This is a genomic window from Kitasatospora sp. NPDC006697 (genome assembly GCF_042869935.1).
Lineage (GTDB): Bacteria > Actinomycetota > Actinomycetes > Streptomycetales > Streptomycetaceae > Kitasatospora.
Genome location: NZ_JBIAGU010000028.1, coordinates 21687 through 44100 on the forward strand (window position 1 = coordinate 21687; position 22414 = coordinate 44100).

10 protein-coding genes are annotated in these 22414 nt (G+C 75.5%); 7 read left to right on the top strand and 3 right to left on the bottom strand.

All coding sequences use genetic code 11. The annotated features are described in order from the left end of the window. Positions 1 to 18 precede the first annotated feature (18 nt). Genes ACFYNO_RS30545 through ACFYNO_RS30555 form a run of 3 tightly spaced genes read right to left on the bottom strand, consistent with a single transcriptional unit; the run spans position 19 to position 5585 of the window. The gene (locus tag ACFYNO_RS30545; protein WP_388019802.1) at positions 19 to 1053 is read right to left on the bottom strand and encodes a hypothetical protein; all 1035 of its coding nucleotides are present in this window, start codon (positions 1051 to 1053) and stop codon (positions 19 to 21) included. Then, on the bottom strand, positions 1050 to 4040 hold the full coding sequence (locus ACFYNO_RS30550; protein ID WP_388019805.1) for an amino acid adenylation domain-containing protein: 2991 nt from the start codon (positions 4038 to 4040) through the stop codon (positions 1050 to 1052). The genes ACFYNO_RS30545 and ACFYNO_RS30550 overlap by 4 nt, the downstream gene beginning before the upstream one ends. Continuing rightward, positions 4041 to 5585 carry a class I adenylate-forming enzyme family protein gene (locus ACFYNO_RS30555; protein ID WP_388019808.1) on the bottom strand — a complete coding sequence of 515 codons (1545 nt, stop codon included), beginning with the start codon at positions 5583 to 5585 and terminating at the stop codon, positions 4041 to 4043. 177 nt (positions 5586 to 5762) lie between these two features. Here ACFYNO_RS30555 and ACFYNO_RS30560 point away from each other — a divergent pair, with 177 nt between their 5' ends. From ACFYNO_RS30560 to ACFYNO_RS30590, 7 genes are all read left to right on the top strand, one after another. Continuing rightward, a complete protein-coding gene (locus ACFYNO_RS30560; RefSeq protein WP_388019811.1) occupies positions 5763 to 7340 on the top strand; it encodes a condensation domain-containing protein in 1578 nt (525 codons plus the stop codon). Beyond that, positions 7333 to 10389: an amino acid adenylation domain-containing protein gene (locus ACFYNO_RS30565; protein WP_388019814.1), complete on the top strand. Its 3057-nt coding sequence runs from the start codon at positions 7333 to 7335 to the stop codon at positions 10387 to 10389. The genes ACFYNO_RS30560 and ACFYNO_RS30565 overlap by 8 nt, the downstream gene beginning before the upstream one ends. Continuing rightward, a complete protein-coding gene (locus tag ACFYNO_RS30570; protein WP_388019817.1) occupies positions 10386 to 13391 on the top strand; it encodes a condensation domain-containing protein in 3006 nt (1001 codons plus the stop codon). Before ACFYNO_RS30565 ends, ACFYNO_RS30570 begins: the two co-directional genes overlap by 4 nt. A gap of 6 nt (positions 13392 to 13397) precedes the next feature. Continuing rightward, a complete protein-coding gene (locus ACFYNO_RS30575) occupies positions 13398 to 18812 on the top strand; it encodes an amino acid adenylation domain-containing protein (protein ID WP_388019820.1) in 5415 nt (1804 codons plus the stop codon). 162 nt (positions 18813 to 18974) lie between these two features. Next, a complete protein-coding gene (locus ACFYNO_RS30580; RefSeq protein WP_388019823.1) occupies positions 18975 to 20195 on the top strand; it encodes a homogentisate 1,2-dioxygenase in 1221 nt (406 codons plus the stop codon). Then, a complete protein-coding gene (gene fahA, locus ACFYNO_RS30585) occupies positions 20192 to 21397 on the top strand; it encodes a fumarylacetoacetase (RefSeq protein ID WP_388019826.1) in 1206 nt (401 codons plus the stop codon). Before ACFYNO_RS30580 ends, fahA begins: the two co-directional genes overlap by 4 nt. A 186-nt stretch (positions 21398 to 21583) precedes the next feature. Beyond that, on the top strand, positions 21584 to 22363 hold the full coding sequence (locus ACFYNO_RS30590; RefSeq protein ID WP_388019829.1) for a G1 family glutamic endopeptidase: 780 nt from the start codon (positions 21584 to 21586) through the stop codon (positions 22361 to 22363). The last annotated feature ends 51 nt before the right edge of the window (positions 22364 to 22414 follow it).

The window sequence follows — 22414 nt, forward strand, 5'->3', positions numbered from 1 at the left end:
GCAAAGACTCGGCGATCGTTACACGCGCGTGTCCTCACGGTTGCCGCGGCGCGTCCTGCGTTCGCCGAACGGCCAACTCGGGTCGGTCAGCGGGCCGTGCTGCTCCAGGGCCGCCAGCGTGGGTGCGAGCAGCGGGCGCAGCCCGGCCAGCGCCGGGATCCGCGCCAGCAGGCCGGCCGTGTCCGGGAACCGCCAGAGCAGTTCCGCCAGCAGTTGTCGCAGGTAGGGGCCGTGCAGCTCGGGGTGGCGGCGCAGCGCGGCCTTGAGGTTCCAGATGTGGTGGAAGTCGGCGACCGGCGCGGGGCCGTCCCAGCGCTCCTCCTCGACCAGCCAGAAGCCCTCCGCCACCGGGTGCAGCGGCACGCCCAGGGTCCTTGCGACAGCGGGTGCAAGCCGTTGCTCGGCGAAGGCCGGGCGGGCCACCGGCTCGCCCGGGGCCGGGCCGCCGTTGCCGAGCGCGAAGCCGAGGGCGGCCTGCGCGAAGCCGGCCCGGTGGTCCTCGTCCAGGAAGGCGGCGATCGCCATGTTGGTGGCGGGGGTGTCGAACAGCCAGCGGGAGAGGTCGGCGCCGGCCCGGTTGGGCAGCTCCTCGGGCGGCGGGTAGACGGCGTTGTCGACCGATTCCCAGTGCGCGAACCAGAAGCCCTTCCGCTGCGCCCCGCCGCGGTCCAGGCCGGCCAGCGGACGGCGCAGGTAGAGGTCGGTGTCCAGCAGCACGAAGGGGGCCGGCCGGTCGCGCACCGCGAGGTACTTGGCCCCGGTGAACCAGACCACCGGGTCCAGGTCCATGCCGTCGAGCGCGTCCAGGCCGGTGTCGATCCGCTCGTAGAGCCCCGCCAGGCCCTGCTCCCGGCACCAGGCGGCGCCCAGCTCGTCGGTGACCAGCTCGATCGGCCCGTGGTGCTCGCGCCAGGCCAGCGCGCTGTGCACGCAGCTCAGCACCTCCTCGGGCGGGAAGCCGTAGACCCGGCGGCCGCCGCCCTCCCGGGCCCGGCGCAGGCCGGCCCGGAACGGACCGGTCCAGTTGACGTGCAGCGCGGTGAGGTCGGTCATCGGGCGCTGCCCACCCGGTCCACGGCGGCGGCCATGCCGGCGATGGTGGCGTCGTCGTAGAAGACGTGCAGCGGCAGGTCGACGCCGAGCCGGGAGGCGATCCGGGCGCCGATCTGGGTCACCGTCAGCGAGTGGCCGCCCAGGTCGAACAGGTCCTCCTGGTCGCCGATCCCCGGCAGGCCGAGCACCTCGCACCAGATCTCGTGCACCGCCGCGGCCGTGCCGCCGCGCTCCGGCCGCGGTGCCTGCTGCTCGGCGGCCTGCGGGCGCCAGGCGGCCAGCGCGAGGCGGTCCACCTTGCCGTTGCCGGTCAGCGGCAGCTCGTCCACCAGGCGCCAGAGCGAGGGGTGCAGCACGGCGGGCAGGGTGCGGGCCAGGTGGGCGCGCAGCTCCGGCTCGCCGGGCACCGGGTCGGTGGCCACCAGGTGGGCGACCAGCCGGCCGCCGCCGGGGCTCTGCGGGTCCAGCACGGTGACGGCGGCCCGGGCCACCTGCGGGTGGGTCAGCAGCTGGGCCTCGATCTCGCCGGGCTCGATCCGGTGGCCGCGCAGCTTGAGCTGGCCGTCCAGGCGGCCCAGGAACTCCAGGCAGCCGTCGGGGCGGCGGCGGGCCAGGTCGCCGGTGCGGTAGCGGCGCTCGCCGTCCGGGCCGGTGACGAACCGTTCGGCGGTCAGCTCCGGGCGGCCCAGGTAGCCGCGGGCCAGGCCGGCGCCGCCGATCCACAGCTCGCCGGGCAGGCCGTGCGGGAGCGGCAGGCCGGTGGGGTCGAGCAGCCGCACCGTGGTGTTGGCGAGCGGGGTGCCGATGCCGCCCTGGGCGCCGCCGGTGAGTTCGGCGGCGGTGGACCAGACGGTGGTCTCGGTCGGGCCGTAGACGTTGAGCAGCCGGCCGGTGCGGGCCAGCAGCTGCTGGGCCAGGGTCGGCGGCAGCGCCTCGCCGCCGACCAGGGCGACCGGGACCTCGCGCAGGCCGGCGTCCAGCAGCAGCTGCCAGCCGGACGGCGTGGCCTGGACGTGGCTGATCTGCTGCCGCTCGATCAGCTCCACCACGGCCCGGCCGTCCGCGTGCGCCGTGGGCGGGGCGAAGACCACCCGGCCGCCGCTGACCAGCGGCAGGTAGAGCTCCAGGGCGGCGATGTCGAAGGTCGGGGCGGTCAGCGCCAGCCAGCGGTGCTCGGGGGCGGCGGACAGCCGGTCGCGGAAGTCGAGCAGCAGGTTGGTCAGGGCTCGGTGCTCGATCTCCACGCCCTTGGGGCGGCCGGTGGAGCCGGAGGTGTAGAGGACGTAGGCGCGGTCCGCGGGCCCGGGGTGGGCACGGTCGGTCCGCGGGGCCGCCTCGGGCGCGGCGGCCGGATCGGGCAGCGGGCGGGCCTCGATCCCGTCGAGCGGACGGTCCGTGAGGACGAGCGCGGCGCCGGCGTCGGCGAGCAGGGCGCGGAGGCGGTCGACGGGGTGGGCGGGGTCCAGCGGGAGGTAGGCGGCGCCCGCGCGGAGGGTGGCGAGCTGGCCGATCAGGGCGGCGGGACCGCGCTCGGCGAGGATGGCCACCACGCTGCCGGGCTCGATGTGCCGGGCCAGTGAGTCGACCCGGTCGGCGAGTTGACGGTAGGTCAGTTCGACGGTGCCGCTGACCGCGAGCGCCTGCGGGGTGGCGGCGGCCTGGGCGGCGAGGAGTTCGGGCAGCGTGGCAGCCGGGCGCTCCACCGCGGTGGCGTTCCACCGGCGCTCCAGTTCGGCCTCCTCGGGCGCGAACTCCAGCTCGGCCAGCGGGGTGTCGGGGTGCTCGGCCAGGGCCGCCGCGAGCCGCTGCCAGTGCCGGGCGATCCGCTCGGCGTCGGCGCGGTCCAGCCGGTCCGGGTCGTACTGGAGCACGGTCCGCCAGCCCTCCGGGCCGTCCACCTGGTGGATCCGCAGGGTGCCGCGCGCGGTGTGGTTGGGCAGCGCCCAGTCCACCTCGGCCCGCAGGCCGGGGAAGTCGGGGGCCGCACCGCGACGGCGGTAGGCCAGGGTGACCGGTGCCAGGGCCACGGCCGGGCGCACCCCGGCGACGGCCCTGCCGAGCGGCACCTCGCGGTAGCGGAACAGCCCGCGCAGGTCGGAGCGCAGGCCCTGGCCGAAGACCAGCGCGTCCACGAAGGTGCGGAAGGACTGGTCCAGCCGCGGCGCCTGGGCGACCGGGAGTTCGTTGACGTGCGCGCCGATCAGCGGGCACTGCTCGGCGGTGCGGGTGCCGAAGTCCACCCCGAGGACCGGTTCGAGGTTGCCGTAGCGGCGCAGCAGCACCAGCCAGCTGGACAGGGTGAACTGGAAGGTGCTGATCCCCAGGGCGGCGATCGCGGGGCGCAGCCGCGGGTCCGGCTCGAAGCCGACGCTCTCGCCGGGGCCGGCGGTGCGCGGGGTGCCGTGCAGGCCGGGGAGCCGGACCTCGGCGGGCTCGCTCCAGCGCTGCTTCCAGAAGGCGCGGGCGCCGGGCAGCGCCTGCGTCACCCGGTCGTGCTGGTCCGCCGGGTCCTCCGGCTCGGGGAGGGCGGGCAGTTCGGCGCCGGCGTAGGCGGCGGCCAGCTCGTCCAGGAAGAGCGAGGTCGACTGGCCGTCGAAGGCGAGGTGGTGGACCACGACCAGCAGGCGGTGGGTCTCGGGGGCGGTGCGGTAGAGGGTGCAGCGCAGCAGCGGGCCGTGCGCCGGGTCGAACGGGCGCAGGATCTCGGCCCGTTCGTGCTCGGGCTGCAGCTCGGGGGTGGCGCTCAGGTCGACCACGACGGGCTGCGGCGGCTGCACGGCGGGGACCAGCCGGGGCAGCCCGTCCTGTTCGCGGAGCGCGCCGGCGAGCACCGGGTGGCGGTCGACCACGGTGCGCAGGGCGGCGAGCAGCGCGTCCTGGTCCAGCGGGCCGTGCAGGGTGACGGCGAACGGCATCGAGTACACGGTGCCGAGGCCGCCGAGGCGCTCGGTGAACCAGATGCCGCTCTGGGCGAGGTTGACGTCCATTCAGAAGTCCTCGGGGGTTGGGAGGAAGGGGCGGCCGAACGGGTCGGCGACGTCGGGCTCGGCCGCGACGGGCGCGGGGGCCGGTGCTTCGAGCAGGCGGCGGATCTCCGGCTTGACCGGCTTGCCGGTGGCGGTCCGCGGCAGCTCGTCCACCAGCAGCAGCCGCACCGGCCGTTCGGACCGGGTCAGCCGCTCGGCCAGGAAGTCGCGCAGCTCGTCCAGGTCCAGCGGCCGGTCGGCCCGCAGCACGGCGGCCGGCACCGCGCCCATCAGCGGGTGCGGGAGGCCGACCGCCGCCGCCTCGGCCACCGCCGGGTGCTCCAGCAGCGCCGCCTCGATCCGCAGCGTGGAGACCTTGAGCGCACCGGACTTGATCACGTCGCTCTCCCGGTCCACCAGGTGGAGGTAGCCGGCCGCGTCCAGCCGCCCGAGGTCGCCCATCCGCACCCAGCCGTCCCGGAAGGTGGCCGCGGTGGCGGCGTCGTCGCCCGCGTAGCGCCGGGGCGGCGCGTCCGAGCGGAGCCAGACCTCCCCCACCTCGCCGGTCGGCAGCTCGGTGCCGTCCGGGCCGGCGATCCGCAGGTCGCGCGGGTCGGCCGGGCGCCCGAGGGCTTCCGGCCGGGCCGGGTCGACGATCACGCTGAGCTGGGCCGGGACCGCCTCGGTGGAGGTGTAGTAGTTGACCAGCACGGCGCGCGGGAAGGCGGCGGCCAGCTCCCGGGCCAGCACCGGCGGCAGCGCCGCGGCGGAGGAGCTGACCAGTTGCACCGAGCCGAGGTCGCGGCCGTCGAGCGCGCCGGAGCGCAGCAGTTCGGCGGCGGTCGCCGGGACCAGGAAGAGGGTGCCGATCCGCTCCCGCTCGATCAGCTCGGCGTGCGCCGCGGCCTCGAACCGGCCGGCGCAGTGCAGCGTGGGGTGCGCGGTGAGCGCCTCGACCAGCATCATCTGGGCCGCGTTGGTGCCGATCGGGAAGGCGTGCAGCATGCCCTGCGAGTGCGCGTAGCGGCGGGTGCGCGGGTGGGCGGGACGGCCGTGGCAGAGGTTGCCGTGGCTGGCGGCGACGTCCTTGGGGGTGCCGGTGGAGCCGGAGGTGCAGACGATCTGGGCCGGGTCCTGCGGGCCGACCGGCGGCAGCGCCAGGTCTGACGGGGCTTCGGGGAGCTCGGCCGCGGTCCACCACGGTCCGGCCGGCACCGCCAGGCCGGGTCCGTGCAGCACGCCCGCCACCTGGTTGCGGGTCAGCGTCTCGGCCAGCTGACGCGGCGGCAGCGCGGCGGCCAGCGGCAGCGCGACCCCACCGGCCGTCAGCACCCCGGCGAAGTCGACGGCGTAGCGCAGCCAGTCCTCGCCGGGCAGCAGCGCCACCCGCTGGCCGGGCCGCAGCCCACGGGCCACCAGGGCGCGGGCCAGCCGGTCGGCCCCGGCCCGCCACTGGGCGAAGTCGAGCTCGCGCCCGTCCTGACGGACCGCCGGGCGGCGCGGCTGCGCCGCGGCCCGGGCCGCCAGCAGCCCCACCACGGTGGTCGGGGGTTCGGAAAGCGGCATGCGGGTCCCTCCGTCGGGCGGGGTCGGGGTGGGGACTCGGAACGTAACAGGGCCGCAACCTGCGACGGAAGATGTTTCAGAAAGTTTCCGCATGCTCTTGCAGCGATCGGACGGATGCGTAACAGTTCACTGGCACACGCCGGAACCCGCCGGCCGCCAACCCCCACGGACTGCCCGATGACCTACTCACCAGCCGTGCCCCCCAAGGAAGTTGACGCGAACTCGGCAACCGAGCGGGCGCTCGCCGGGATCTGGCGCCGCCTGCTGGGCGTGGCCCGGGTCGACCGCCAGGACGACTTCTTCGCCCTCGGCGGCGACTCCTTCCGCGCCGGCCGGCTGGCCGCCGAGGTGCGGCAGGCCTTCGGCGCCCCGGCCACCGCCGCCCTCGCCTTCGACCGCCCGGTGCTGGCCGGGCAGGCCGCCTGGATCGACGCCCACGCGTCCACCCCCGCCCCGGCCCCGGCTACCACCGGGGCCGACCCCGAACTGGCGCTCACCACCCAGCAGCTGGAGTTCCTGGACTGGATGGCGGCCACCGAGCCGCCGCGCGACCCGGGCGCGATCAGCACCGCGATCCGGCTGCGCGAACCGCTCGACCCCGAGCTGCTGCGGCGGGCGCTGGACGCGCTGACCCGGCGTCACGAGCCGCTGCGGCTGCTCCGCGAGCGCACCCCGGACGGCAGGCTGCAGCTTTCGGTGGCCGCGGAACTGCCCGCGGAGCTGGAGCTGGTGACGGCCCGGGACGAGGCGCACGCGGCCGAACTGGCCCGGGACGAGCGCGAGCGGGTCGGCGACCTGGTGGCCGACCCGCTGGTGCGGGCGCTGCTGATCCGGCTCGCGCCGAACGACGCGGTGCTGGTACTGAGCGTGCACCACTTCGTCTTCGACGGCTGGTCGCTGGGCGTGCTGCTGCGCGAACTGGGCCGGCTGGTCTCGGCGTTCGCGGCCGGCCGGCCCGATCCGCTGGCCCCGCCGGCGCTGCACCACGCCGGCTACTGCGCCTGGACCGCCCAGCAGTGGGACCGGAACCGGGAGTTCTGGCAGCAGCGGCTGGCCGGTGCGCCGCGCGCGCTGGAGCCGTTCCCCGGGCGCCTGCGGACCGACCGGTTCTCCCGGCGCCGGCACGGCTTCGAGCTGTCCGCCGCCGAGCTCGGCGCGCTGAGGTTGCGGGCCCGCGCCCTCGGCGCCACCCCGTTCATGGCGGTCGCCGCCTGCTGGACCAGGGTGCTCGCGGACTGGACCGGGCTGACCGACCTGGTGCTGATGTCCCCGGTGCCCGGGCGGACCGCCGCCGAGCACGACGCGCTGATCGGCTGCCTGGTCCAGTCGCTGCTGCTGCGGGTGGACACCGCCGCGGCCCCCGACTTCCCCACGCTGCTCGGGCGGGTCCGGACCACCGCCCTGGAGGCGGCCACCCACCAGTTCCACGCCTACCACGAGACGGCGCCGCTGGTGCCGTTCCCGGCCCGGATCCACTACGAGAACTGGGGCAGCGGCCCGTTCCTGCCAGGGGTGCGCTCCGAGCCGTTCCCGCTGCCGCGCGAGCAGGAGGGCCTGGACTGGCCCACCCCGGGCGGCGAGCTCGACCTCAGCACACCCGAACTGATCTGCGAGGAAAGGCCGGACGGCTCGCTGTCGGCCGCCGTCGTCTACAACCACCACGCCTTCGCCCCCGACACCGCCGCCCGCCTCGCCGCGGCCTTCCGCACCGAGGTCGCCGCCGCGGCCGGCCCCCAGGAGAGCACCCTTGCTTGACCTGTCCCCCCACCAGGAACGGCTCTGGTTCCTGCAACGGCTCGATCCCACCGACTCCTCCTACAACGTCTTCTGGGTGCAGCGGCTGACCGGCCGGCTCGACCCGGCCGCGCTGGCCCGGGCGCTGACCGCCGTGGCGGCCCGGCACGAGGTGCTGCGCACCCGCTACCTGGAGCAGGACGGCGTGCCCCGGGCCGAGGTGGCCCCGCCGGCGGCCGTACCGCTGGAGCGGCTGACCGTCCCGGGTGACCCGGACCCGCTGCACCGCCTGGTGGCCGAGCGGGTCGCCGAGCCCTTCGACCTGGCCGCCGGGGCCCCGCTGCGGGCCGCCCTGCTGGCGGTCGGGCCGGCCGAGCACGTGCTCTGCCTGGTGCTGCACCACATCGCGGTGGACGGCTGGTCGATGCAGCTGGTCGGCGCCGAGGTCGCCGCGCTCTACCGGGCCTTCACCGAGGGCAAGCCCGACCCGCTGCCGCCACTGGCGATGACCCACCGCGAGCACGTGGCCGAGCAGCGCGGCGCCGCCGGACGGGCCGCGGGCGAGCGGGCGCTCGCCCACTGGACCGCCGCGCTGGCCGGGGTCCCGGACCTGGAGCTGCCCACGGACGCGCCGCGCGCGGCGGTGCGGGAGACCGCCGGGGGCCTGGCGCGGGCCGAGCTCTCCGCCGAACTGATGGCGGCCGTCGACAGGTTGGCCCGGTCGCACCGCGCCACCGCGTTCATGGTGCTGCTCGCCGCCTACCAGGTGCTGCTGGCCCGGCACAGCGGGCAGCGGGACTTCTGCGTGGGCACGCCGGTGGCCGGGCGGTCCAGGGTGGAGCACGAGGGCCTGGTCGGCTGCCTGGCCACCACGGTCGCGCTCCGTGCCGACCTGGCCGGGGAGCCGGACTTCGACCAGTTGGTCGACCGGGTCCGGGCCACCGCGCTGACCGGGTTCGCGCACCAGCAGCTGCCGTTCGCCGAGCTGCTGACGGCGCTGGACGTGACTCGCGACCGGTCCCGCACCCCGCTCTTCCAGGCGATGTTCGCCCTCCAGCACGCCCAGTCCGCGCCGCTGGCCCCCGAGGACGGCGCGAGCGAGGTCTTCCAGTTGGAGTACGCGCAGGCCAAGTGCGATCTGGCGCTGGAGATCTGGCGCGAGGACGGCCGGGCCGAGCTGCACCTCAGTTACGCGGCGGCGCTGTTCACCCGGGAGACGGCGCAGCGGCTGCTCGCCCGGTACCTGACGCTGCTCCAGGCGCTGCTGGCCGAGCCGGACCGGTCGGTCTTCGAGGTGGCGCTGCTGCCGGCGGCGGAGCAGGCGGAGCTGCTGGCCCGCGGGGAGGGAGCCGCGCTGGCGGTTCCCGAGTCGACCGTGCCCGCGCGGTTCCTCGCCCAGGCGGAGCGGGCGCCGGAGGCGGTGGCCCTGGAGTGCGCCGGCGGCCCGGTCCGCTACGGCGAGCTGGCCGCGTCGAGCGCCCGGGTGACCGGTCAGCTCCAGGCGGCCGGGGTGCGGCCCGGCGACGTGGTCGGGGTGTTCGTGGAGCGCTCGCCGGAGCTGCTCGCCGCGCTGCTCGGCGTCTGGCGGGCCGGCGCGAGCTACCTGCCGCTCGACCCGAAGCACGCCGCCGAACGGACGGCGCTGGCGCTTGCCGACTCCGGGGCCGCCTGCGTGCTGGTCACGGCCGGGTCGGCGCCGCTGCTGCCGGCCGCGGTCACCGCGCCCCGGGTGCTGCTGGACCCGGGGGCGGAGCCCGGCACCGACGCGCTGCCCGGGCTGGACCGGCCCGCGTACGTCATCTACACCTCCGGCTCCACCGGCCGCCCCAAGGGCGTGCTGGTGGGGCACCGGGCGCTGGCCGCCTTCCTGGACGCGACCGGCTCGTTGGTCGGCGGGACCGGTCCGGACACCTGCTGGCTCGGGCTGACCTCGGTCTCCTTCGACATCTCCGGGCTGGAGATGTACCTGCCGCTGAGCACCGGCGGGCGCCTGGTGGTCCCCGGGCAGCGGGCCGCCGAGGACGGCGCGGCGCTGCGCGAGCTGGTCCGGGCGCACGGGGTCACCCACCTCCAGGCCACCCCGACCGGCTGGCAGCTGCTGCTGGCCGGCGGGCTGTCGGAGGTCCCGGTGGCGCTGGTCGGCGGCGAGGCGCTGCCGCTGCCGCTGGCCCGGGAGCTGCGGGCGCGGGCGGCCCGGCTGTTCAACATGTACGGGCCCACCGAGACCACCATCTGGTCCAGTTGCTGGGAGGTGCCCGCGGAGCCGGCGACGGTCTCACTGGGCGGGCCGCTGCCCGGGACCAGGCTGCGGGTGCTGGACCAGGAGGGCGGCCTGAGCCCGTTCGGGGTGCCCGGCGAGCTGGTGATCGGCGGCGCCGGGGTGGCGCTCGGCTACCTGGGCAACCCGGAGCTGACGGCGCAGCGGTTCGTGCCGGACCCGTGGGGCACCGCCTCCGCGCTGACGCCCCCCGCCCTCATGTACCGGACCGGCGACCTGGTGCGCTACCGGGCGGACGGCGGCCTGGAGTTCCTGGGGCGCTCGGACCACCAGGTCAAGGTGCGCGGCCACCGGGTGGAGCTGGGCGAGGTGGAGGCCGCGCTGCTGGCCGACCCCGGGGTCCGGCAGGCGGCGGCCGCGCTGCACGGGGAGGTGCTGGTCGGGTACGTCACGGGCGGCGCGGACCCGGAGCGGCTGCGGGCCCGGCTGGCCAAGCTGCTGCCGGGGTACGCGGTGCCGCAGACGGTGCTGGTGCTGGCCGAGCTGCCGACCACGCCCAACGGCAAGCTGGACCGGGCCGCGCTGCCGGCGCCCACCCCGACGGCCACCCCGGCGAGCGGAGCGGAGTACGCCGGTGCGGCGGCCGTGCTGCACGAGATCTGGTGCGAGGTGCTGTCACTGCCCGCGATCGGCCCGGACGACGACCTGTTCGACCTGGGCGGCCACTCGCTGACCATGGCCCGGATCGCCGCCCGCGCCCTGGACCGGCTGGGCGCCGAACTGCCCCTGCACGTCTTCTTCGACGCCCCGACCATCCGCGGGCTGGCGCAGTACCTGGAGGAGGCCTCGTGACCCCCGCCGTGAGCGAGCCGGTCATCGAGCGCGAGTACCGGTTGACGCCCGGTCAGGAACGGCTCTGGTTCCTGCACCGCTTCGACCCCGAGGACACCTCCTACCACATGTACAGTCGGCTGCGGCTGCGCGGCGAGCTGGACCTGCCCGCACTGCGCCGGGCGCTGGACGCCCTGGCCGCCCGGCACCAGCCGCTGCGGACCCGGTACCAGGAACGCGACGGGGTGGCCGTGGGCCAGGTGCTGGCGCCGGCCCCCTGTCCGCTGGAACTCCTCGAGTGCGCCCCCGAGCGGGCCGACGAGCTGGTCCGCGAGCGGCTGGAGCGCCCGCTCGACCTGGCCGCCGCGCCGCCACTGCGCCCCACCCTGCTGCGCATCGGCCCGCAGGAGCACCAACTCGCCCTGGTGCTGCACCACATCGCCGCCGACGGCTGGTCGATGGACGTCTACCACCGCGAGCTGGCCGAGCTCTACAACGGCGTCCAGCTCCCGCCACTGCCACTGGAGTTCCACAGCCACGCCGAGCAGTCCCGCGAACGCGCCGCCGCCGACCGCGAGTTCTGGCAGCGCACGCTGCACGGTTCCGCCCCGCTCGACCTGCCGCCCACGGGTACGGACACTCGCGGCGCCTTCCACCAGGTGCCGCTCCCCGCGGGCCTGGCCGGGCGGCTGCACGCGCTGGCCCGGGCCGAGCGCTCCACCGTCTTCCTGGTGCTGCTCAGCGCCTTCCAGGCGCTGCTGTCCCGCCACCACCCGACCACCGACCTGTCCGTCGGCACCCCGGTGGCCGGCCGTGACCGGGTCGAACTGGAGCCGCTGATCGGCTACTTCTCCACCACCCTGGTGGTCCGTCAGGACCTCTCCGGCTCGCCCTCGCTGCGCGAACTGCTGAAGCGCAACCGCCGCACCTTCTTCGAGGCCTACGCCCACCCGCAGGTGCCGTTCGAGGAGTTGGGCGCGGGGAGCGAAGGTCCGTTCCAGGCGCTGCTGGTGCTCAACGGCGGCGGTGCGGGCGGCGGGGAGGCCGGCTTCGACGGGCTGGCGGTGGACCACCTCCCCTCCGGCTTCGCGCGCGCCAAGGCCCCGCTCACCCTGGACGCCTGGGACGACCCCGCCGACCCCGAGCAGGGTCTCGGCCTCTCCCTCGGCCACCGCCTGAGCCTGCTGGACCATGCCGGGGGCGCCCGGCTGGCCGCCCGCCTGGGCACCCTGCTCGCCGCCGCACTGGCCGACCCGGACCGCCCGCTGGACCGGCTGGAGCTGCTGCCCGCCACCGAGCGGACCGCCCTGCTGGCCGCCGGCCGCGGCCCGCGCCCGGCCGGCCCGGCCCGCGCCCCGCACCTGCTGTTCGCCGAGCAGGCCGCCGCCGACCCCACCGCCGAGGCCCTGGTGGACGGCGAACGCCGTTTCAGCTACGCCGAGTTGGCTGACCTGGTGACGAAGACCACCGAGCGGCTGGACGGTCTGGCCCCCGGCCAGGTGCTGGCCGTCAGCCTGCCCCGCTCCGCCGAACTGGTCGCGGCGCTGCTCGCCGCCCACCGGCGCGGCGCCGCCTACACCTACCTGGACCCGGCCGACCCCGCCGAGCGCCGTGCTCGGCTGGCCGCCGGAGCCGGCGCCGCGCTGCTGCTCGACGCGACCGGCCTCCACCCGCTCCCCGGTGCCCGCCCCGGACCGGCCGGGCTGGCCTACCTGTGCCACACCTCGGGCTCCACCGGCGAGCCCAAGGCGGTCCAGCTCACCGCCGAGGGGCTGGCGGTGCGGGTGCGCTGGATGGTCGAGCGGTACGGTCTCGGCCCGGGCGAGCGGGTGCTGCAGTTCGCCTCGGCGAGCTTCGACGCCCATGTCGAGGAGGTCTTCCCGGCCCTGGCCGCCGGCGCCACCCTGGTGCTGCTGCCGGGCGGCGGCGAACTGCTCCCCGACTTCCTGCGCACGCCGGAGGGCCGCCGGCTCACCGTCCTCGATCTGCCCACCAGCTACTGGCACGCGCTCACCGCCGAGCCGGCCACCGCCTGGCCACCGGAGCTGCGGCTGCTGATCCTGGGCGGCGAGCAGGCCCGCGGCGCCGCGGTGCACGCCTGGCGGCGCGCGGTCGGCCCGAAGGTGCGGCTGCTGAACACCTACGGCCCGACCGAGGCCACGGTGATCGCCACCGCCGCCGAGGTGGCCGACGGCCCGGCCGACCCGCCGATCGGGCAGCCACTGGACTGCACCGACGCGTACGTGCTGGACGAGCACCGCCAGTTGGTGCCGTTCGGCGTGGCGGGCCAGCTGCACCTGGGCGGCCCGGGGGTGGCGCTCGGCTACGCCGGCGACCCCGAGCGCACCGCACGCGCCTTCCACCCCGACCCGTTCGGCGACCCGGGCGACCGGCTGTACGCCACCGGCGACCGGGTGCTGCGCACCCCCGACGGCCGGCTCCACTTCCTCGGCCGGCTGGACGGACAGCTCAAGGTGCGCGGCCACCGGATCGAGCCCGGCGAGGTGGAGCGCCACCTGCTCGCCGAACCGGGCGTACTGGCCGCCGCCGTCGCGGTCCGCGACCAGGCCCTGGTCGCCTACCTGGTCGGAGCGCTGCCCGACCCGGCCGCACTGCGCGCGCGGCTGCCCGAGCGCCTGGTCCCCGGCCGGTTCGTGCTGCTGGAGGCGCTGCCGCTGACCCCGGGTGGCAAAGTGGACCGGGCCGCCCTGCCCGACCCCGGACGGCCCGACCCCGGTGCCGCGAAGTTCCTGGCCCCCAGGGACGACGCCGAGCGCCTGGTCGCCGCCGTCTGGCAGGAGGTGCTGGACCTGCCCGCGGTAGGCGCACTGGACGACTTCTTCGCCCTCGGCGGCCACTCGCTGCACGCCCTGCGGGTGACCGCCCGGCTCGGCGAGGCCACCGCCCTCGACCTGCCGGTCCGGCTGGTCTTCGACCACCGCTCGGTTGCCGCACTGGCCGCCGAGGTCCGCGCCCTGGTCCTGGCCGACCTCTCCCTCGACGCTGCCGCGGAAGGATCCTGACCCACCGTGACCGACCAGCTCTCCGCCGCCCAGCAGGACCTGCTCGCGGCCCGGCTGCGGCTGCCCGCGCCCGCCGCCCCCGCCATCCCCCGCCGCGCCGAAGCCGATCCGCCGCTCTCCTACGCCCAGGAGCGGCTGTGGTTCATGGAGCAGTACGCGCCCGGCACCAGCGCCTACACGATCCCCCTGGTCCGCCGGCTGCGCGGGCCGCTGGACCGCACCGCCTTCACCGCGGCCCTGGCCGCCCTGACGGGCCGTCACGAGGCGCTGCGCACCAGGTTCCCGGCCACCGAGGACGGCCGGCCGGTCGCCGTGGTCGAGCCGGCCGCGGTGGTCGGGCCGCGCTTCGCCGCCGCCGACGACGAGGCCGCGGCCGCCGAGCTGGTGGCCGCCGAACTCGCCGCGCCGGTCGACCCCGCCGAGGCACCGCTGCTGCGCGCCCTGCTGGTCGAACTCGGCCCCGAGGAGCACCTGCTGGTGCTCGCCGTGCACCACCTGGCCTGCGACGGCTGGGCCGCCGAACTGCTGCTGGCCGAGCTGCTGGAACTCACCGGCGGCGCCCCGGTCCGCCCCGAACCGGCGGTCCGCTACGGCGACTTCGCCGCCTGGCAGCGGTCCGCCCCGGACGGCGCGGCCGAGCGCCGCGACCTGGACCACTGGCTCCCCCGGCTGGCCGGGGTGCCCGCCCTGGAACTGCCGCTGGACCACCCGCGCCCGGCCGAACGGACCTACGCGGGCGCCTCCCACGCCTTCCCGCTCGGCGCCCGGACCAGCGAGCGGGTGGCCGAACTGGCCAAGGCGGCGGCCGCCACCCCGTACATGGTGCTGCTGGCCGCCTTCCAGCTGCTGCTGGCCCGGTGCAGCGGGCAGCGCGACTTCGCCGTCGGCACCCCGGTGGCGGGGCGCGGGCGCAAGGAGCTGGAGGAGGTGGTCGGCGTCTTCGTCAACATGCTGGCGATGCGCGCCGACCTGGCCGGCGACCCGAGCTTCACCGAGCTGCTCGCCACCGTGCGCGGCACCGCGCTGGACGCCTTCGCCCACCAGGAGCTGCCCTTCGAGCGGCTGGTCACCGCCCTGGACCCGGTGCGCGACGTCAGCCGCTCCCCCGTCTTCCAGGTGCTGTTCGCGCTGCAGAACTACACCCCGCCGGTGCCGGCGGCCACCGGGACGCTGACCGCCGAGGGCTACCCGGTCACCACCTGGAACACCCGGTTCGACCTGGAGCTGTACGTCACCGAGGGCCCGGACGGCTTCCATGGCCAGGTCCTCTACAACCCGGACCTGTTCGAGGCCGCCACGGTCGAGCGGCTGGCCGCCACCTTCACCCTGCTGCTGACCGCCGCCACCGAACAGCCCGACATCCCGGTCTTCCGCCTGCCGCTGCTCGACGAGCAGGGCCGGGCCGCCGCCATCGAGGCATCGCGCGGCCCCGGCACGGCGTTCCCGGACGACACCACGCTGGACGCGCTGGTCGACCTGGGCCTGGCCGAGGCGGGCGGCCGTCTCGCGGTGCAGGGCGAGGACGGCGAGCTGACCGGCGACGAACTGGCCGCCCGGGCCAACCGGCTGGCCCACGCACTGCGCGAACGCGGCGCGGGCCCCGGCCGGTTGGTGGCCGTGCACGCCGAGCGCTCGCTCGACCTGGTGGTCGCGCTGCTGGCCGTGCTCAAGTCGGGCGCCGCCTACCTGCCGCTGGACCCGGACTATCCGGCCGAGCGGCTGGCCTACATGGTCGCGGATTCCGGCGCCCGCCTGCTGCTCACCCAGCGGAACCTGCCGGACGCCCCACCAGCGGCCCAGGTCCTCTATCTTGACGATCCATCAGATGGCTACCCGGACACTCCTCCCGAGCCACAGGCCGGCCCGCTGGACCCGGCCTACGCCATTTACACCTCCGGCTCCACCGGCCGCCCGAAGGGCGTGCTGGTGCCGCACCGGGCGATCTGCAACCGGCTGCACTGGATGCAGCAGGCCTACCCGCTCACCGGTGCGGACGCGGTGCTGCAGAAGACGCCGGCCAGCTTCGACGTCTCGGTCTGGGAGTTCTTCTGGCCGCTGCTGGCCGGCGCCCGGCTGGTGCTGGCCCGCCCGGGCGGGCACAAGGACGCCGGCTACCTGCGCGAGGTGATCCGCGAACGGGCCGTCACCACCGCGCACTTCGTGCCCTCGATGCTCGGCGCCTTCCTGGCCGAGGAGGGCATCGAGGGTTGCGTCTCGCTGCGCCGGGTGGTGTGCAGCGGCGAGGAGCTGCCGCCCGCCCACGCGCTGCGACTGCACCAGCGGCTGCCCGGGCTGGAGCTGCACAACCTCTACGGCCCCACCGAGGCCGCCGTGGACGTCTCCGCCTGGCCCTGCCCGCCCGAGGCGGCGACCGGCGCCGCCCGGCTGCCGATCGGCCGCCCGATCCAGAACCTCTCGCTGTACGTGCTGGACGAGCACGGGCAGCTGCTGCCGGACGGCGTGCCGGGCCAGGTGTTCATCGCCGGGGCCGGCCTGGCGCTGGGCTACCTGAACAACCCCACCGCCACCGCGGAGAAGTTCCGCCCCGACCCGTACGGCCCGCCCGGCAGTCGCATGTACGCCACCGGCGACCTGGCACTGCGCCGGCCGGACGGCGCGCTGGACTTCCTCGGCCGGATGGACCGCCAGGTGAAGCTGCGCGGCCTGCGGATCGAGCCGGGCGAGATCGAGGCGGCGCTGACCGCGCTGCCGGGCATCCGCGAGGCCGCCGTGGTCGTCCGCGAGGACCGCCCCGGCGACCAGCGCCTGGTCGCCTACACCACCGGCGAGGAGAGCGCGCCGGCCGAGCTGCGCACCGCGCTCAAGCGCACCCTGCCCGAACTGCTGGTCCCGGCAGCCTACGTGCACCTGGCCGCGCTGCCGCTCTCGCCGAGCGGCAAGCTGGACCGCGCGGCGCTGCCCGCCCCGGCCCGCCCGGCCCCGGGCGCCGCCGGCGAGCGGCCCGGCACCCCGGCCCAGCTGACCGTGGCGGCCGTCTGGCAGCAGGTGCTGGAGCTGGACGGGATCGGACTGGACGACGACTTCTTCGACCTGGGCGGCCACTCGCTGCTGGCCACCCAGGCGGTGGCCCGGCTCAAGGCCGAACTCGGCGCCGGGATCAGCGTGCTGGACCTGTTCAAGCACCCGACGGTCCGTGAGCTGGCCGCCCTGGCCGAGCTGCCGGCCGACCGGCGCGGCCCGCGCGAGCTGCTGCACGAGCTGACCCGGGGCCGCCGGGGCCCCGCCGAACTCACCCTGGTCTGTGTGCCCTACGGCGGCGGCAGCGCGGTGGTCTACCAGCCGCTGGCCGACGAACTCCCGGACACCCACCGGTTGTTCGCCCTCTCTATCCCGGGCCACGACCTGGGCCTGGTGGAGGACCCGCTGCCGTTCGAGGAGTTGATCGAGCGCACCGCCGGCGAGATCCTGGCCAAGGTGGAGGGCCCGCTGGCGCTGTACGGCCACTGCGGGGTGGGGAGCGCCCTCACCGTCGAGCTGGCCCGCCGGCTGGAGGCGGCCGGCCGCGCGGTGGCGGCGGTCTACATCGGCGCCATCTTCCCGTTCGCCCGCCCGCGCGGCCGGCTGATCCGCGGGCTGTCCGCGCTCGCCCAGCGGGAGAAGCTCAAGGGCGACCGGGTCTACGAGAACTGGCTGCGCGGCCTGGGCCTGGAGATGGGTGAGCTGGACCAGGAGCAGGCCTACCGGATCATCCGCAACATGCGGCACGACAGCGAGAGCGCCGAGCAGCGCTTCACCGCGATGCTGGACCAGGGCGTGGCGCCGCTCGCCGCACCGGTGATCGCGGTGGTCGGCGACCAGGACCCGGCCACCGAGTACGCCGAGGAGCGGTTCCGCGAGTGGCACTTCCTCAGCCCGCGCACCGCGCTGGTGGTGCTGGAGGAGGCCGGGCACTTCTTCCTGAAGTACCGGGCCGGGGAACTGGCCGAGATCGTCACCACCGTGCACCCCGCGCTGGACGGCCCGGCGGACCCGAGCCGGGAGACCTGGCAGCTTCGCGGGCGCTCCGAGAACGGGGCGGACCCGGCGGCCATAGGGGCATCCCCGGCCGGAGGCTGGGGAAGGGTGCAGCCCAGCATGGGCCGGTTCCTCTCGGTCGCGGCCGGCCAGCTGGTCTCGGTCACCGGATCGGCGCTGACCGAGTTCGCCATCCCGATCTGGATCTTCCTGCACACCCACTCGCTCGCCCGGTTCACCCTGTTCACCGTGCTCGGCCTGGTCCCCGGCCTGCTGCTGGCCCCGCTGGCCGGCGCGGTGGTGGACCGCAGCAGCCGCAAGAAGGTGATGCTGGCGGCCGACTGCCTGGCCGGCGCCACCCAGCTGGCCCTGGCCGTGCTGGCCGCCACCGGGCACCTGGACGTCGGCTACCTGTACGGCTTCGTGATGGTGCTCTCGGTCGCGGTCACCTTCCAGCGCCTCGCCTACGGCTCGGCGATCCCGCAGCTGGTGCCCAAGCGCTACCTCGGGCACGCCAACGGCGTGGTGCAGATGATCGGCGGCGGCGCCCAGGTGCTCGCGCCGGTGCTCGCCACCGGGCTGCTGGCGGCGATCGGCCTGGGCGGCATCCTGGCGCTGGACGTGGCCAGCTACGCGGTGGCGATCGCGGTGACCGCCGCGGTGCGGTTCCCGGACACCCTGGCCTGGCGGCGCAAGGAGAGCCTGGGCGCGGAGATCAGGGCGGGCCTGGCCTACTCCTGGGGCAACCGCGGGCTGCGCTCGATGCTGCTCTTCTTCGCGGTGCTCAACGTCTTCCTCTCCCCGCTCTTCGTGCTGCTCTCCCCGCTCACCCTCTCCTTCGGCACCCTGGCCGACGCCGGCCAGGTCTCCCTCTGGGCCGGGCTGGGCGCGGTGGCCGGCGGGCTGGTGATGGGCTTCTGGGGCGGGCCGCGGCAGCGCCGGATGCACGGCATCCTGTACTCCGCGCTGGTGCTGGCCGCGCTCTGCGTGCTGCCGGGGCTGAGCCCGCGACTCTGGGTTGTGGCGGCCGGGGCGTTCGGGATGAGCCTGGGGCTGAACGTGATGAACGGGATCTACTTCACCACCGTGCAGGTCAAGGTGGCCCAGCGGTTCCACGGCCGGGTGTTCGCGCTGAACACGGTCATCTCCTGGTCCACCCTGCCGCTCGGCTTCGGCCTGGTGGCGCCGCTGGGCAGCAGGCTCTTCGAGCCGCTGCTGGCCGCGCACGGCCCGCTCGCCTCCACCGTGGGCCGGGTGCTCGGCACCGGACCCGGGCGCGGCACCGGGCTGCTCTACCTGGTCTTCGCGCTGGCGATGGCGGTGATCGTGCTGGTCTCGCTGCGGCTGCCGGCCCTGCGCGGCTTCGACGAGCAGGTGCCGGACGCACCGCCGGACGACCTGGTGGGCCTGGAGATCCTGCGCGCCCGCCAGGCCGCCGGGGGCTGATCCGCGCAGGTCGGGGACCCGCTGCGCCGCCCGCCGGCCCAGCGGGTCCTTGACAGGTCGGGGGCGCTGGCCATGGGATTGGTCTGGTCCGCTCCCACCCCCAGGGCGGACCCTGCCCCGGCCGACGCAGTCCGGGGCGACAGTCGCTCAGGAGGCGCAGAGATGGCGTACTACCGCACCGTGGGCACGGTGCCGCCGAAGAGGCACACCCAGCACCGCAACGAGTCCGGCGGCCTCTACTACGAGGAGCTGATGGGCGAGGAGGGCTTCTTCTCCGACTCCTCGCTGCTCTACCACCGCGCCATTCCCTCGGCCCTGGTGGACAGCCGGGTCTGGGCGCTGCCGGAGGGCAAGCCGGAGCCCAACCACCCGCTGAAGCCCTTCCACTTCAAGCTGCACGACCTCTTCCCGGGCGAGCAGTGGCGGCAGACCGACGCGGTGCGCGGGCGCCGCACCGTGCTGGCCAACGCCGACCTCCGGATCGGCTACGTGGCCTGCGGCCAGGACTCGCCGCTCTACCGCAACGCCATAGGCGACGAGTGCGTCTACGTGGAGTCCGGCGAGGGCGTGCTGGAGACCGTCTTCGGCACCCTGGCCGTGGGCCAGGGCGACTACGTGGTGATCCCCCGGGCCACCACCCACCGCTGGCTGCCGAGCGGGGAGCAGCCGCTGCGGCTCTACGCCATCGAGGCCAACAGCCACATCACCCCGGCCCGCCGCTACCTCTCCAAGTACGGCCAGCTGCTGGAGCACGCGCCGTTCTGCGAGCGCGACCTGCGCGGCCCCTCCGGCCCGCTGCTGGTCGACGGCGAGGGCGATGTCCAGATCTACGTGAAGCACCGGGGCAACGGCTCCTCGGGCGTGGTCGGCACCGTCCTCACCGTGCCGACCCACCCGTTCGACGTGGTCGGCTGGGACGGCTGCCTCTACCCGTACGCCTTCAACATCGCCGACTACGAGCCGATCACCGGCCGGATCCACCAGCCGCCGCCGGCCCACCAGGTCTTCGAGGGCGAGAACTTCGTGATCTGCAACTTCGTGCCGCGCAAGGTGGACTACCACCCGCTGTCGATCCCGGTGCCGTACTACCACTCCAACGTGGACAGCGACGAGGTGATGTTCTACTGCGGGGGCGACTACGAGGCCCGCAAGGGCTCCGGCATCGGCCAGGGCTCGATCTCGCTGCACCCGGGCGGCCACACCCACGGTCCGCAGCCGGGTGCCTACGAGCGCTCGATCGGCGCCGAGTCCTTCGACGAGCTGGCGGTGATGGTGGACACCTTCCGCCCGCTGGAGATCGCCGAGGGCGGCCGGGCCAGCGACGACGGCAAGTACGCGTGGAGTTGGAGCGGGCGCGGCCCGCAGGACGGTGTGAGCGAGTGAGCGAGCAGAGCTGGGTCCCGGTTCCCGAGGGCTCGGACTTCCCGGTGCAGAACCTGCCGTACGGGGTGTTCACCCCGCCCGGGAGCGGGCAGCCCAGGGTGGGCGTCGCGATCGGCGAGCAGGTGCTGGACCTCTCGGCGATCTGGGCGGGCACCCCGCTCGGCGCCGACCTGGCGACCGGTTCGCTGAACCGCTTCATGCGGCGCGGCCCGCGCGAGTGGGCCTACGTCCGGGAGCGGGTCACCGGCCTGCTGACCGACCAGGCGGAGCGCCGGCTGGTCGAGGCCAACCTGTACCGGATCGACCAGGTGACCCTGCACCTGCCGGTGGAGGTGGCCGACTACGTCGACTTCTACGCCTCCGAGCACCACGCCACCAACCTGGGCCGGATGTTCCGCCCGGACGCCGAGGCGCTGCTGCCGAACTGGAAGCACCTGCCGGTCGGCTACCACGGCCGCGCCGGCACCGTGGTGGTCTCCGGCACCGGGATCAGGCGGCCGTCCGGGCAGTTCAAGGGCCCGCAGGACCCGGCCCCGGTCTTCGGCCGCTCGGCCAAGCTGGACATCGAGGCCGAGCTGGGCTTCGTGGTGGGCGCCGGCTCCGCGCTGGGCGAGCCGGTCGGGGTGGCCGACTTCGCCGAGCACGTCTTCGGCGTGGTGCTGCTGAACGACTGGAGCGCCCGGGACGTGCAGTCCTGGGAGTACGTGCCGCTGGGCCCCTTCCTCGGCAAGTCCTTCGCCACCTCGATCTCGCCCTGGGTGGTCCCGCTGGCCGCGCTGGAGGCGGCCCGCACCGCCACCCCGGAGCAGCAGCCGCAGCCGCTGCCCTACCTGGTGGAGAAGGAGCCCTGGGGGCTGGACATCGACCTGCGGGTCGAGCTGAACGGCGCCGTGGTCTCCCGCCCGCCGTACGCCGGGATGTACTGGTCGCCGGCCCAGATGCTCGCGCACACCACGGTCAACGGCGCCTCGCTGCGCACCGGTGACCTCTACGGCTCGGGCACCATCTCCGGTGCCGAGCCGGACCAGCGCGGCTCGCTGATCGAGCTGACCTGGAACGGCCGGGATCCGATCACGCTGCCGGACGGCGACACCCGGACCTTCCTGGCGGACGGCGACACGGTGACCATCACCGCCTCGGCGCCCGGCGCGGACGGCGTGCGGATCGGCTTCGGCGCGGTCAGCGGCACCGTCCACGGCTGACGCCGGCCCGGTCCGGGAGGCCCCTGCTCCGCCGACGGTGGGTCAGGGGCCTCCGTGCTGAACAGATCTGACGGCTGTTCGGGTGAAGTCGGCGGATTTGCATACCCGTCACACCGGGACCATTGGTTCGCTGCCCTACCGTTGTCCGGGCACCGTCAACCACACCTGTCCCCCACGGGAGCCGCCATGCCCGCAGCCCGCCGCGCCCTCGCGCTCGCCACCGGTCTCACCGCCCTGCTCACCGCCTCCGCCGCCCCCGCGCTCGCCGCGCCGGGCCACGTGCACGCCCCGCACCTGCACGCCCCGGTGGTGATCACCGCCCCGCACACCACCGGCCCGCACGGCGAGACGCTGAACAGCACCAGCGCCAACTGGGCCGGTTACTCGGCCACCGGCCAGCGCTTCACCAGCGTCAGCGCCAGCTGGACCCAGCCCGCGGCGACCTGCACCGACACCGACACCTGGTCCAGCTTCTGGGTCGGCCTGGACGGCGACGGCAGCGACTCGGTCGAGCAGACCGGCACCGAGGCGGACTGCTCGGGCGGCACCCCGGTCTACTCCTCCTGGTACGAGATGTACCCGGCCTACCCGGTCAACTACAACGACCCGGTGGCCGCAGGCGACCACTTCGACGCCGCGGTCACCACCGACGGCCGCGGCACCTTCACCCTCAAGCTCACCGACGCCACCCAGGGCTGGAGCCACACCGTGCGCAAGAACCTGCGCCGGGCCAAGCTGGCCTCCGCCGAGGTGATCGCGGAGGCGCCCTCCACCATGGCGGGCCCGCTGCCGCTGACGGACTTCGGCACCGCCTCCTTCGACTCGGCCACCGCCAACGGCCACCCGCTGGGCAGCTTCAAGCCGGACGGCATCACCATGGCCAAGCAGGACAAGACCGTGCTGGCCACCACCTCGCCGCTGTCGGCCGACGGCACCGCCTTCTCGGTCACCTGGCGCCACAGCTGAGACGCGCGAACGCCGCGGCGCCCCGGAGCGTGCTCCGGGGCGCCGCGGCGC